The 12,662-nt window shown below is 35.0% G+C and carries 12 protein-coding genes; 3 read left to right on the top strand and 9 right to left on the bottom strand.

What is annotated here, in order from left to right; translation table 11 throughout:
• The first annotated feature begins 9 nt into the window (after positions 1–9).
• Complete coding sequence (locus CDH50_RS05545) at positions 10–711, top strand: arylesterase (RefSeq protein WP_232731970.1); 702 nt, start codon at positions 10–12, stop codon at positions 709–711.
• A gap of 27 nt (positions 712–738) precedes the next feature.
• On the opposite strand, the gene CDH50_RS05540 is transcribed toward CDH50_RS05545, so the two are convergent.
• Positions 739–2,178 (bottom strand): SLC13 family permease, encoded by a 1,440-nt coding sequence (locus CDH50_RS05540; RefSeq protein WP_100610970.1) that lies wholly within the window; start codon positions 2,176–2,178, stop codon positions 739–741.
• 122 nt (positions 2,179–2,300) lie between these two features.
• Between CDH50_RS05540 and CDH50_RS05535 the strand changes: the two genes are divergently transcribed.
• Both CDH50_RS05535 and CDH50_RS05530 read left to right on the top strand, forming a co-directional pair.
• Positions 2,301–2,678: a Na(+)-translocating NADH-quinone reductase subunit F gene (locus CDH50_RS05535; RefSeq protein WP_100610968.1), complete on the top strand. Its 378-nt coding sequence runs from the start codon at positions 2,301–2,303 to the stop codon at positions 2,676–2,678.
• A gap of 74 nt (positions 2,679–2,752) precedes the next feature.
• Positions 2,753–3,730: an FAD:protein FMN transferase gene (locus CDH50_RS05530; protein WP_100610966.1), complete on the top strand. Its 978-nt coding sequence runs from the start codon at positions 2,753–2,755 to the stop codon at positions 3,728–3,730.
• Here the strand turns inward: CDH50_RS05530 and CDH50_RS05525 are convergent, their stop codons facing one another.
• The 8 genes from CDH50_RS05525 to fbaA all read right to left on the bottom strand — a co-directional run bounded on the left by CDH50_RS05525 (position 3,731) and on the right by fbaA (position 12,605).
• On the bottom strand, positions 3,731–4,495 hold the full coding sequence (locus CDH50_RS05525) for a class I SAM-dependent methyltransferase (protein WP_100610964.1): 765 nt from the start codon (positions 4,493–4,495) through the stop codon (positions 3,731–3,733).
• 1 nt (position 4,496) lies between these two features.
• A complete protein-coding gene (gene map, locus CDH50_RS05520; RefSeq protein ID WP_100610962.1) occupies positions 4,497–5,315 on the bottom strand; it encodes a type I methionyl aminopeptidase in 819 nt (272 codons plus the stop codon).
• A 91-nt stretch (positions 5,316–5,406) separates the two neighbouring features.
• Positions 5,407–5,817 carry a BT0820 family HAD-type phosphatase gene (locus CDH50_RS05515; RefSeq protein WP_100610960.1) on the bottom strand — a complete coding sequence of 137 codons (411 nt, stop codon included), beginning with the start codon at positions 5,815–5,817 and terminating at the stop codon, positions 5,407–5,409.
• A 49-nt stretch (positions 5,818–5,866) separates the two neighbouring features.
• Positions 5,867–7,384, bottom strand: coding sequence for a 2,3-bisphosphoglycerate-independent phosphoglycerate mutase (gpmI, locus tag CDH50_RS05510; RefSeq protein ID WP_100610958.1), 1,518 nt, complete (start codon positions 7,382–7,384; stop codon positions 5,867–5,869).
• A gap of 188 nt (positions 7,385–7,572) precedes the next feature.
• Positions 7,573–9,837: a polyribonucleotide nucleotidyltransferase gene (locus tag CDH50_RS05505; RefSeq protein ID WP_100610956.1), complete on the bottom strand. Its 2,265-nt coding sequence runs from the start codon at positions 9,835–9,837 to the stop codon at positions 7,573–7,575.
• A gap of 155 nt (positions 9,838–9,992) precedes the next feature.
• Positions 9,993–10,262, bottom strand: a complete 270-nt coding sequence (gene rpsO, locus CDH50_RS05500; RefSeq protein ID WP_100610954.1) for a 30S ribosomal protein S15 — start codon at positions 10,260–10,262, stop codon at positions 9,993–9,995.
• A 149-nt stretch (positions 10,263–10,411) separates the two neighbouring features.
• Complete coding sequence (gene accD, locus CDH50_RS05495) at positions 10,412–11,269, bottom strand: acetyl-CoA carboxylase, carboxyltransferase subunit beta (RefSeq protein ID WP_100610952.1); 858 nt, start codon at positions 11,267–11,269, stop codon at positions 10,412–10,414.
• A gap of 268 nt (positions 11,270–11,537) precedes the next feature.
• Positions 11,538–12,605: a class II fructose-bisphosphate aldolase gene (gene fbaA, locus CDH50_RS05490; RefSeq protein WP_100610950.1), complete on the bottom strand. Its 1,068-nt coding sequence runs from the start codon at positions 12,603–12,605 to the stop codon at positions 11,538–11,540.
• Positions 12,606–12,662: the final 57 nt, after the last annotated feature.

Genomic DNA, 12,662 nt, shown 5'->3' with positions numbered 1-12,662 from the left:
ATTTTAAATATGTCTTCCAAAGCTATGCGAATCCTGTTAATGTTTTGTTATATTTTATTGCTGATAACGAGCACATCATGCCGTGAAACCAGCGATAAAAAGCTAAAAACTTCCAGGGATGCTATTGAGGTTGCCGATAGCTTGCAAGCTTCAATATCTAAAGATAAGCTTATTTTATTTTTCGGAAACAGTTTAACCGCAGGTATGGGTCTAGATGTGGAAGAAGCTTTTCCAGCAGTGATACAGCACAAATTGGACTCGTTGGGCTTATCCTATAAAGTTATAAACGCAGGTTTAAGTGGAGAAACTACAGCAAGTGGAAAAAATAGGGTAGAATGGATTTTGAATCAAAAAGTAGATGTTTTTGTGTTGGAACTTGGTGCCAATGACGGTTTACGAGGGATTCCTCCCAGCGAAACTAAAAACAATTTACAGGCTATTATTGATGTTGTTAGAGAAAAAAATACCGATACAAAGATTATTTTGGCAGGCATGCAAATGCCTCCAAACTTAGGAGAAGATTATACCACAGAATTCAAAAACATTTTTCCAGAATTAGCAGAGAAAAATAATATAGAACTTATTCCTTTTTTACTTGAAAATGTTGCGGGTATTCCTGAATTGAACCAAGGTGACGGAATCCATCCAACAGTAAAAGGGCAAAAAATACTGGCAGAAAATGTGTGGGTTGTTTTAAAAGATATACTATAAATTAATATTAATTATTCTTCATTTTAACTAGAACACCAAAGGCACAAAAAGCTTAAATACTAAAACCAACAACACTACCGAAATCAAATTTAAAACCAATCCTACTCTTGCCATGTCATTTATTTTAACATAACCACTTGCAAAAACAATGGCATTGGGGGGCGTTGCCATAGGTAACATAAAGGCACAACTACTGGCGATGGTTACTGGAATTAATAAATGAAGAAGCGGAATATTTAAACCAATGGCAATGCCAGCCACCACTGGAGCCAATACAGCTGTTAAAGCAACATTGCTCATTAATTCGGTCATAAACAACATTAAGGTTATTAGTAAGGTGGCCATTAAAAGGATGCTAATCTGACTAGTAGAAATGGAGGTTGCAATTATTTCTATGATGCCACTTTCCGACATACCATTTGCTAAGGCCAAACCACCTCCAAATAAAATTAAGATACCCCAAGATAGTTTTTGGGTATCATTCCAATTCAATATAAAATCGCCTTGTTTTAAATTAAAGGGAATTGTAAATAATGCTAAAGCTCCAAAAATACTTATCATGGTATCAGAGAGACCCAATCCAGGAATGAATGAATTAATTGGGACTCTAAAAATCCATAAAAAAACCATAAAGCTGAAGATTATAAGCACTTGTTTTTCTCTAGCCGATGTTTTTCCAAGTTTTATTAGCTCAGCATTAATAACATCTTTTGAAGCGTTAAAAACGAGTCCTTTACTGGGAAACATCCATTTAACCATCACAAAATAAATAACAGTAATTAAAATGATTGCAACCGGTAAACCTATAAGCATCCATTTAAAAAAGGAAACCTCAATATGGTATTCATTCTCCAATAAACCTATGAGAACGGAATTCGGTGGTGTTCCAATAACAGTAGCAATCCCACCAGCATTCGCTGAAAACGCAATGCCCAGCATGACGCTCAGTGCAAAATTTTGATCCTTTTTGGTAAACCCATCCGTATCATGCATCAATAAGGATATCACCGACATGGCAATGGGAAGCATAACTACCGTACAAGCGGTATTACTAATCCACATACTCATAAAACCAGTAGCAATCATAAAACCAAGAATCACTTTATTAGGCGTAGTTCCTGTTCTCTTTATAATAGTTAAGGCAATGCGTCTATGAAGATTTACTTTTTCTATAGCTAATGCCAGCACAAAACCACCAAAAAATAGGAACACAATGGGGCTTCCATAATTGGTGCCAACATCGTCAATGTTCATAACCTTAAATAATGGAAATAGTAAAAGTGGCAATAATGATGTTACAGAAATGGAAACGGCTTCTGTAATCCACCAGCAAACCATCCATGAACCAATGGCGATGACGGTATCTGCTTTTTCAGATAACATTTCAAAGGGTAAAAACTGAACAATTAAAAAGAGAAGTGGCCCTAAAAAAAGACCTATTTTTTTTGAAGTAGGGTGTTTTGACATGTACTTATTACGTTGGTTTAGCGTTTTTAAAGTTACACATTTCTAGCTTTCCCTAGTAAACAGCGATTCAATTTATTAATTCATGAGTAAAAAATAATAGTGGTTTATTGTATTTTTGTACAATGAGTAAACCACTTAATCAACAAGAATTACACAATCTTGCCATGAACCATGTTGGCAAAGATTTAGAATCTCGTGGATTTGAGTTTATTGCTATCAATAGTAAACTTAAAAAGCACCCACAGTTTGTTTGTATAGATAAAAACAAACAGTATTATTTTGTGATTGTAAGGGCTGTTATCCTACCTGAAAATCCAAATAATTACGATGTTGTTTGGATGGAATCCTTTAAAGAGCATGCTAGGGATAAAGATGCGAAAGTGTTATACGCAGGTGTTGGTGTTGGAAATCCTGATGGAGACCATTTGCCTATTTATTTAAATGAAGAATACTTAATAGAATACAACGGTATTCAAGTTTTAGAAACCAATTTGAACTAATTTATCATTGACTTTGTCGAATCTTCGATTTCCTGTGTAGGCAGGAATCCAATTAATTGAATCATAAAATTATAATGAGCAGAATCATAACTTTATTAATTTTTATATGCTGTTTTTCCTGTAAAAAAGACATTAAAAATACGAAACTTTCCGGAGCCGTTTTTGGTACATCGTACAATATCACGTATCATTCTGAAATTAATTTTGAAAGGCAATTTGATAGTTTGTTTTCAATTATCAATCAATCTATGTCAACATACATAAGCGATTCCGATATTTCAAAAATCAACAGAAATGAATCACTAAAAATTGACGAACATTTTATAAAAGTTTTTGAAGCTTCTAAAGTTATTCATCAATTTACGGAAGGGGTATTTGACCCAACTATTGGTGATGTGGTGAACGCATGGGATTTTGGACCAGAAGGTAAAATAGTGAATCTTGACAGTTTAAAAATAGATAGTTTAATGGTTTCGGTTGGATTTGATAGAATAAAACGAGCAGGGAACACCATCATTAAAGAAGACCCAAATGCTTTTATAGATTTCAATGCCATTGCAAAGGGTTATGGCGTTGACGTGATTGGTGAGTTTTTAGAACGTAAAGGTATTCACAATTATTTAGTTGAAATAGGTGGTGAAATAAGAGCTAAAGGTGTGAATGTTGAAAAAAACCAAGATTGGAAAGTTGGGGTTGAAATGCCTCATTTTGATGGTACACAATCCATTTTAAAAGCCATTTCGCTTAAAGATGAATCCATGGCAACTTCTGGCACGTACAGAAAATTTAAGATAGATGAAAATGGCAAACGTTATTCGCATATTATTGATACCAAAACGGGTTATCCAAGTGCGACTAATTTATTGAGTATTTCAGTAATTGCAGAGAATTGTATGATGGCAGATGGTTATGCAACGGCTTTCAAGGCTATGGGTATTGAAAAAGTAAAAGCGTTTTTACAACAGCATCCTGAGCTTAAGGTATTCTTGATTTTTGAAAATGATAAGCAAGAATTGGAGACGTTATCGCTGAATGGATTTCCTGAAAATTGATTACTTAAAACATACAGGAATAATTTCGCCTTTTGCCAAACAATATTTGGTAATATCTTCTCCTGAAAGTTTGGTGGTATAATCAACTTCCTCTACTTTAAAACCAATGGTTCTTAGTTTATCAAAATAATCAAGCCCATAGATGCGTACATGGTCGTACTGTCCAAAAATTTTAGCACGTTCTTTTTTATCTGTAATAGTATTATCTTCAAAAGTGGTCTTTCTAGATAAATCCTGCGGAATTTGAAAAATGCCCATACCGCCTACTTTCATAACTCTATACAGTTCTTGCATCGCTTTGGTGTCGTTTGGAATGTGTTCCAATACATGATTACAAAGTATGATGTCAAAACTATTGTCTTCAAAAGGGAGTTCACAGATGTCTGCTTTAACATCAGCCAGTGGCGAATTTAAATCGGTTGTGGTATAATCTAAATTTTTCATGGCTTTAAAACGTTTATAAAAAGCCTGTTCGGGAGCAAAGTGTAAAACCTTCTTCTTGGCAGTAAAGAAATCCGTTTCATTGTTTAAATATAGCCAAAGTAAGCGATGGCGTTCTAAACTTAATGTTGAAGGTGATAATACATTATTTCGTTGTTTCCCATAACCATAAGGTAAAAAAGACCTAAAACTTTTTCCATCAATGGGATCGGTGAATGTATTTCCTTTTAAAAAAAAAGCTAAAATAGGACGAATCAAATAACTCAACCTTATTAATAAAGGTCTTGGAATAAGGTTAAGAATTATTTTGAAGACCGTTTTCATTCTAAAGCACTAATGCTTTTTGTCTAAATTCATCTTCTTTGTTGGAAGTAATGCCCAAAGCATCATGAACATAGGCAAATGTGGAAAGTATTTCTGGATTTCCATCAATTATAGCGACATCGTGTTCAAAATGTACACTGGGTTTGCCATCTAAAGTCACTATGGTCCAACCATCTTTAAGTTGTTTTACGCGGTGGGTACCCATATTAATCATGGGTTCTATGGCAACCACCATGCCTTCAACGAATTTTTTGCCTTTGCCTCGTTTTCCGTAGTTTGGCATTTCAGGATCTTCATGCATTTTTCTGCCCAGACCATGACCCACCAATTCTTTTACTACACCATAACCATGATCTTCACAATGTTTTTGAATGGCATAGCCAACATCACCAACACGGTTATTTATTCTAAACTCCCTAATACCAACGTACAAAGATTCTTTAGTGACTTGAATGAGTTTTTTTGTTTCGGGAGCTACCTCGCCAATTTCAAAAGTGTAAGCATGGTCGCCGTAAAAGCCATTTTTTAAAGCACCACAGTCTATTGAAACAATGTCGCCATCTTTTAGTGGAACATTTGTAGGCAGCCCATGTACAACAGCTTCGTTAATACTGCATAAAAGAGTTGAAGGACAGTCATACAAACCCAAAAAACCTGGGAGTGCATCTTGGGCTCTAATAAAATCCTCGGCAAGCTTGTCTAGTTGCATGGTTGTAACTCCAGGTTTCACTTCTTTGGCGAGCATTCCTAAAGTTTTTGAGACGATTAAAGCACTTTCGCGCATTAATTCAATCTCTTCTCTTGTTTTTACTACAATCATCTTTTAAAAAATAATGGCAAAGATACTTAAAATTAAAATGGTGGGAATTTTGAATGTGTATTGGTTTATAATTCTTTTAAAAGTGTAGAAACTATTTTAAAAAATCGAAAAATCCTTTTTTCTTTTCTGTTGAAATGGGATTTTCATTAGAATTTATAAGCAAATGGTAAATTTCACCCCATCCTAAAAACCCACCAATATTTCTATCATCAATAAATAAATTGGCATGTATTTTTCTACTAAAAGAACCATCAAATTCTTCTTCAGGAAAACTTTTATTTACGGCATAAAAAAAGACGCCATGTTCTTCACAAAATGTGACAGCCTCATCTAGTTTATTACCGCTTCGATAGGTCCATAAAATAAGACGATGTCCTTCTTTTTGAAGTTTTTGCAACGTTTCAAAAGCGAAAAGCATAGGTTTACCGATTTTAGGATAGGCATCTTCAACGATGGTTCCATCAAAATCAACTGCTATTATAAGACCGCCATTAAAATTCATCAATTAAGATTTGATTTTATTGTAAAGTTATAAATTATTTACTTTAAAACTAAACTAATGAATGTCTTGTCATGGCTTTTGGTTGTTCAACACCCATTAATTTTAAAATAGTGGGCGCTATATCTCCCAAAACCCCATCTTGAATATGTTTCAAATCGTTATCAATTAATATAATTGGAACAGGGTTTGTTGTATGAGCCGTATTTGGAGAACCATCTGGATTAATCATGGTTTCGCAATTACCATGGTCTGCAATAAGCAAGGTGGTGTAGCCATTATTCAATGCCGTGGTTACAACTTCTTTAACGCAGGTGTCAACAGCTTCGCAGGCTTTAATAGCGGCTTCCATAACGCCTGTATGGCCAACCATATCACCATTGGCAAAGTTTAAGCATACAAAATCAACATTACCTTTTTCAAGTTCAGGAACTAAAGCATCTTTTAATTCAAAAGCGCTCATTTCAGGTTTTAAATCGTATGTTGCCACTTTTGGCGAATTTCTTAATATTCTGGTTTCGCCTTCAAACGGATTTTCTTGTCCGCCAGAAAAGAAAAACGTAACGTGCGGATATTTTTCTGTTTCGGCAATTCTAATTTGTTTTTTGTTGTTTTTTGATAACACTTCACCAAGCGTTTCAGTTAAATTATCTTTATTGAAAATAACCTTCACATTTTTATAAGCATCGTTATAATTGGTAAGCGTTACATAGTACAAATTAAGTTTGTGCATGTTATGCTCATGAAAATCTTGTTGAGATAAGGCTTCAGTAAGTTCACGACCACGATCGGTTCTAAAGTTGAAGAAAATAATAACATCGTCTTCTTTTACGGATGCAATCGGATTGTTGTTGGAATCAACAGCAATAATTGGTTTTATAAACTCATCCGTAATATCATTTTCATAATTCTTTTCAACTGAAGCTACCAAATCGGATGATTTTTCACCAACACTATTTACAATGGCATCATAGGCCAGCTTAACACGTTCCCAGCGTTTATCTCTGTCCATAGCGTAATAACGTCCAGTAACAGTTGCTAGTTTTGTAGGGGTATTTATTAAATGATTTTGCAAATCTGAAATAAAACTTGCCCCAGATTTTGGATCAACGTCACGACCATCTGTAAAGGCATGGATGTATGTTTTTTTCAGTCCGAAGTCTTTTGCAGCATCAACTAATCCATATAGATGCGAAAAATGGGAGTGTACCCCGCCATCACTTAGTAAACCAAGGAAATGAACACTTTTATCTTGGTCTTTCGCATATTGAAAGGCATCAACCAATACTTTTTCAGTATTTAAAGTCTTATTTTGGACAGCCAAATTAACTTTTACCAAATCTTGGTAAACAATACGTCCAGCACCTAGATTCATGTGACCAACTTCACTGTTTCCCATTTGTCCTTCAGGTAAACCGACATGTAAGCCATCGGTACGCAAAGAAGCATTTGGGTATTTGGTATATAAGGAATCTATAAAAGGTGTGTTGGCATTATCTATAGCCGATACTTTTGGGTCTGGTGATTTTCCCCAGCCATCAAGAATCATAAGGATGACTTTTTTGTTCATTTTTATTAAGATTTATAGTGCAAAAATACGGAAGTTTAGGAAGATAGCCTTAAAAAGTAACCATTAAAAAGACTGGCTTAGATGCTTTTTAAGAGTTAAATAAAATAAGGTTTTTTAAATTGATTTTTAACAAAAAAAGCTGCCAAAAATAAATTTGACAGCTTTTAAATTATAATAATAGTTAGAATTTAATCTTCTTTTCTATCGTCTCTTGGTCTTCTGTCATCACGACGGTTATCGCGTCCACGATTATCACGACTTCCACCTCTGTTATCACGTCCACCACCATTTCTGTTATCATCTCTAGGTGGTCTTGCAACATAACCTTCTGGTTTTTCCAATAAGGCTTTACGGGATACTTTTTCTTTGCGCGTTTTTGGATCAACTCCAAAATATTTCACATTAAAAACATCACCCATATTAACTACATCGGTCACATTTTCGGTACGTTCCCAAGCTAATTCACTTACGTGCAATAAAACTTCATTTCCTGGAGCTTGCGTATATTCAACAACAGCACCAAAATCTAACATTTTAATCACTTTTACTTCGTAAGTACCACCAACTTCAGGCTTGAACATTAAAGAGTCAATTTTTGCTAAAACAGCATCGATGCCTTCTTGGTTAGTACCTAAAATTTCAACAATACCTTCTTCAGTAATTGGATCTTCATTAATAACAATCGTCGTTTTAGTCGCTTTTTGTAATTCTTGAATCACTTTTCCACCAGGACCGATTAAGGCACCAATAAACGCATTAGGTATAACACGTGTAATCATTTTAGGAGCATGTGGTTTCACATCGGCATTTGGTTGCGCAATGGTTTCAATCAATTTTCCTAAAATATGTAAACGTCCGGCTTGTGCTTGTTTCAAAGCCTTTACTAAAATTTCATAAGAAAGACCTTTTACTTTAATGTCCATTTGGCAAGCAGTAATACCATCGGCAGTACCAGTTACTTTAAAGTCCATATCACCTAAATGATCTTCATCACCTAAAATATCAGATAACACAGCGTATTTTCCAGTTTCAGCATCAGAAATCAATCCCATGGCAATTCCAGAAACTGGTTTTTTCATTTGAACCCCAGCATCCATCAACGCCATAGTACCGGCACAAACCGTTGCCATAGAAGAAGAACCGTTAGATTCTAATACTTCCGATACTACTCTTACTGTATAAGGGCAATCAGCAGGCACCATATTTTTCAAGGCACGTTGCGCTAAATTTCCATGACCAACTTCACGACGCGACGTTCCTCTTAAAGGTTTCGCTTCACCTGTTGAAAAAGGAGGGAAGTTATAATGTAAATAGAAACGCTCTTCGCCTTCAAAAGACGGCATATCTATTTGGTTTGCTTCTCTAGAAGTCCCTAAGGTAACGGTTGCTAAAGCTTGAGTTTCCCCACGAGTAAATATGGAAGAGCCATGCACAGATGGTAAATAATCTACCTCACACCAAATTGGTCTGATGTCCGTTGTTTTTCTTCCATCTAAACGTAAACCTTCATTTAATGTTAAATCCCTAACCGCTTTCTTTTCAGCTTTGTAGAAATATTTAGAAACCAAATCTCCAAAATCTGCTAATTCTTCTTCAGTAAACGTTGCTTTTACTTCTTCTTTAATCGCTTGAAAAGCAGCACTACGTTCGTGTTTTGCTGAAGCTGCTCTTGCTACGGCATACACTTTATCATACGTTAAAGCTTCTACTTTTTTAGCTAAAGCCTCATCTTCACGTTCTGCTTCGTACTCACGGGTAGCTTTTTTACCAAAAGCTTCTGCTAATTTTATTTGAGCAGCACATTGTACTTTAATAGCATCATGTGCAAACTGAATAGCAGCAACCATGTCTTCTTCTGAAATCTCATGCATTTCACCTTCAACCATCATGACTGAATCTGCGGAAGCACCAATCACCATATCAATATCAGACTCTAATAATTGAGATTGTGTTGGGTTGATAATTAATTGACCGTTTACGCGACCCACTCTAACTTCAGAAATAGGGGTTTCAAAAGGAATATCAGATAGTTGAATGGCCGCCGATGCTGCTAATCCAGCTAAAGCATCTGGGATAACATTCTCATCATGAGACATTAACTGAATCATTACTTGTGTTTCAGCGTGGTAATCTTTTGGGAATAATGGACGCAATACACGGTCAACAAGGCGCATAGTTAATACTTCACCATCACTTGGTCTCGCTTCTCTTTTAAAGAAACCACCAGGGTAACGGCCTGAAGCAGCAAATTTTTCGCGATAATCTACCGTTAAAGGTAAAAAGTCTATACCTGGACTTGCATCATAGTTAGATACAACTGTACACAAAAGCATACATTTTCCTGATTGTACAACAACAGAACCATGAGCCTGTTTTGCTAATTTTCCGGTTTCGATGGAAATAGTACGTCCATCACCAAGGTCAATGACCTCTCTAAAAACTTTTGGAATCATAAATTTTTTAATTCTAATTAAACAATGGTCGTTGTGTTGTTGTGTGTAGTTGTTGAGTGACCAATGAAAAACTATAATAAGCTTCTTCAATACGGGTTTATACTCTGCGCAGAGTTATATCTAAAACAAAAAAGAGGCTAAAAAGCCTCTTTTTATTATTTTCTTAATCCTAATTCTTTTACTATCGCACGATATCTTAAGATATCTTTCTTAGTTAAATAATCTAGTAAGCTTCTTCTTTTACCTACTAATTTCACTAATGAACGCTCTGTATTATAATCTTTACGATTATTTTTTAAGTGTTCCGTTAAGTGATTAATTCTGTGCGTAAATAACGCAATTTGACCTTCAGCAGAACCAGTATCGTTTTTCCCTTTACCGTGTTTTGCGAAGATTTCTTCTTTTACTTCTTTTGCTAAATACATGCTAATATTATTGTAAATAATTGTTATGTAGACGAAAGTCTTTCTTTCGAGCGGCAAATATAGTAAATATAAATGATTTACAAACCTTTTAAATAAAAAGACCTGACTGGTTGAAAACCAATCAGGTCAATAAGTTACATTATTTATTTTTAAGCTCTTAAGGGCTGATTTAAAATTAAATCCAAGTATTGGTTCACTTTATCTTTAAGCTCTTTTCTAGGGGTAATAAAATCTAAGAAACCATGTTCTAATAAAAACTCAGAAGTTTGAAAACCTTCAGGCAATTCTTTTCCCGTAGTATCTCTAACAATTCTAGGGCCGGCGAAGCCTATTAAGGCACCAGGTTCTGCAATATTAATATCACCTAACATAGCGAAAGAAGCCGTTGTTCCTCCAGTTGTTGGGTCTGTGCACAAAGAAATGTATGGTATTCCTGCTTCTGCCAATTGTGCTAGTTTTACGGAAGTTTTAGCCAATTGCATTAGTGATAAAGCGGCTTCCATCATACGAGCACCACCAGATTTTGAAATGACTAATAAAGGAATGTTATTTTTTAAAGAATAATCTGCTGCTCGGGCAATTTTTTCGCCTACAACACTTCCCATGGAACCACCAATAAATGCAAAATCCATACAAGCTATCACCAAATCTTTTCCTTTAGATTTACCAACCGCAGCGCGAACGGCATCTTTCAATTTTGTTTTTTCTTGAGCGGCTTTTAACCTGTCTGGATATTTTTTGGTGTCGACAAATTTTAGTGGGTCCTTAGATTCTAAATTTGCATCTAATTCTTTAAAATTGTTATCATCAAAAAGAATCTCAAAATATTCGTGGCTTCCAATACGGACATGGTAACCATCTTCTGGGCTAACGTAAAAATTCTTTTCCAGTTCTTCTGCATCAACAATTTTACCTGTCGGAGATTTGTACCAAAGACCTTTTGGGGTGTCTTTTTTCTCTTCGGTTGTAGTAGTTATACCTTTTGTTTTTCTTTTAAACCAAGACATAGTGATTTATGATTTTAGATTTACGATTTTAGATTTAAAAAATCTTGTACATCGGTATTTTCGTTATGGATAGTTGCTAGATTATTTTTAAGAGACACGTAAGGTGTAAAATTAAAACAAAAAAGCAAAAAGCCTGACTACAAAATTAAAGCTTTATTTTAATTTAGTAGTCAGGCCATTCTTTTTTTATTAATTGATTTTTTTTATTTTAGATTGTATGAACGAAAAAATCCTGCTTCTAGCAGGATTTTTATACATAACGATCTTTTTATAGAGTATTTACATTGTTAAGATCTGCAAAGGCCTGTTTTAAACGCTCGACAAAGGTCACTTCACCAGCACGTAACCATACACGTGGGTCGTAGTATTTTTTGTTTGGTGAATCTGGGCCTTCAGGATTTCCTATTTGAGATTGTAGGTAGTCTTTTTTACTGCTCATATAATCGCGGATGCCACTCATAAAAGCGTATTGCATATCGGTATCGATATTCATTTTAACAACACCGTAGCTGATGCCTTCACGAATTTCTTCAACCGTAGAACCAGAACCGCCATGGAATACAAAATCTATGTGATTGTGTCCTACACCATATTTTTTTGAAACATAATCCTGGGAATTCTTTAATATTTTTGGTGTTAATTTTACGTTTCCGGGTTTGTAAACACCGTGTACGTTACCAAAAGCTGCTGCAATAGTAAATTGACTGCTTACTTTGCTTAATTCTTCGTAAGCATAAGCAACTTCTTCTGGTTGTGTGTAAAGTTTAGAATCATCTACATCGGTATTATCAACACCATCTTCTTCACCTCCAGTAACACCAAGCTCAATTTCTAAAGTCATGCCCATTTTGCTCATTCGGGCTAAATATTTTTTACAAATCTCTATGTTTTCTTCAATAGGCTCTTCTGATAAATCTATCATGTGGGAACTAAAAAGTGATTTACCTGTTTCGGCAAAATGTTTTTCACTGGCATCCAACATACCATCTACCCAAGGTAAAAGATTTTTAGCACAATGGTCTGTATGAAGAATAACAGGTACTCCATAAGCTTCGGATAATATATGTACATGTTTTGCCCCAGCAATAGCTCCAGCAATAGCTGCTTTTTGACCTTCATTACTTAAGCCTTTTCCAGCATTAAATTGTGCCCCACCGTTTGAAAATTGTATGATTACTGGTGCATTTAATGCCTTTGCGGTTTCTAATACACCATTTATAGTATTTGAACCAATAACGTTTACGGCTGGTAAAGCATAGCCATTTTCTTTTGCATGTTTAAAAATAGCTTGAACTTCGCTGCCTGTAGCAACACCTGGTTTTATGTTGTGTCCCATTTTTATTTTATTTTATTAATAATTAAGTCAAAAGTAATCATTTTTTGAATATATATT

The organism is Confluentibacter lentus (assembly GCF_002806995.1).
Classification (GTDB): domain Bacteria; phylum Bacteroidota; class Bacteroidia; order Flavobacteriales; family Flavobacteriaceae; genus Confluentibacter; species Confluentibacter lentus.
The sequence above is the reverse complement of the archived record's forward strand: the minus strand, read 5'-3'. Positions and strand labels throughout refer to the sequence as shown.

What these genes read in the sequence shown, in the direction of transcription:
- gpmI (WP_100610958.1), bottom strand. Translation starts at nt 7,384, where the DNA reads ATGAACAAAAAAGTCATCCTTATGATTCTTGATGGCTGGGGAAAATCA.
- CDH50_RS05505 (WP_100610956.1), bottom strand. Translation starts at nt 9,837, where the DNA reads ATGATTCCAAAAGTTTTTAGAGAGGTCATTGACCTTGGTGATGGACGT.
- CDH50_RS05545 (WP_232731970.1), top strand. Translation starts at nt 10, where the DNA reads ATGTCTTCCAAAGCTATGCGAATCCTGTTAATGTTTTGTTATATTTTA.
- CDH50_RS05535 (WP_100610968.1), top strand. Translation starts at nt 2,301, where the DNA reads ATGAGTAAACCACTTAATCAACAAGAATTACACAATCTTGCCATGAAC.
- CDH50_RS05515 (WP_100610960.1), bottom strand. Translation starts at nt 5,817, where the DNA reads ATGAATTTTAATGGCGGTCTTATAATAGCAGTTGATTTTGATGGAACC.
- rpsO (WP_100610954.1), bottom strand. Translation starts at nt 10,262, where the DNA reads ATGTATTTAGCAAAAGAAGTAAAAGAAGAAATCTTCGCAAAACACGGT.
- CDH50_RS05525 (WP_100610964.1), bottom strand. Translation starts at nt 4,495, where the DNA reads ATGAAAACGGTCTTCAAAATAATTCTTAACCTTATTCCAAGACCTTTA.
- CDH50_RS05530 (WP_100610966.1), top strand. Translation starts at nt 2,753, where the DNA reads ATGAGCAGAATCATAACTTTATTAATTTTTATATGCTGTTTTTCCTGT.
- accD (WP_100610952.1), bottom strand. Translation starts at nt 11,269, where the DNA reads ATGTCTTGGTTTAAAAGAAAAACAAAAGGTATAACTACTACAACCGAA.
- fbaA (WP_100610950.1), bottom strand. Translation starts at nt 12,605, where the DNA reads ATGGGACACAACATAAAACCAGGTGTTGCTACAGGCAGCGAAGTTCAA.
- map (WP_100610962.1), bottom strand. Translation starts at nt 5,315, where the DNA reads ATGATTGTAGTAAAAACAAGAGAAGAGATTGAATTAATGCGCGAAAGT.
- CDH50_RS05540 (WP_100610970.1), bottom strand. Translation starts at nt 2,178, where the DNA reads ATGTCAAAACACCCTACTTCAAAAAAAATAGGTCTTTTTTTAGGGCCA.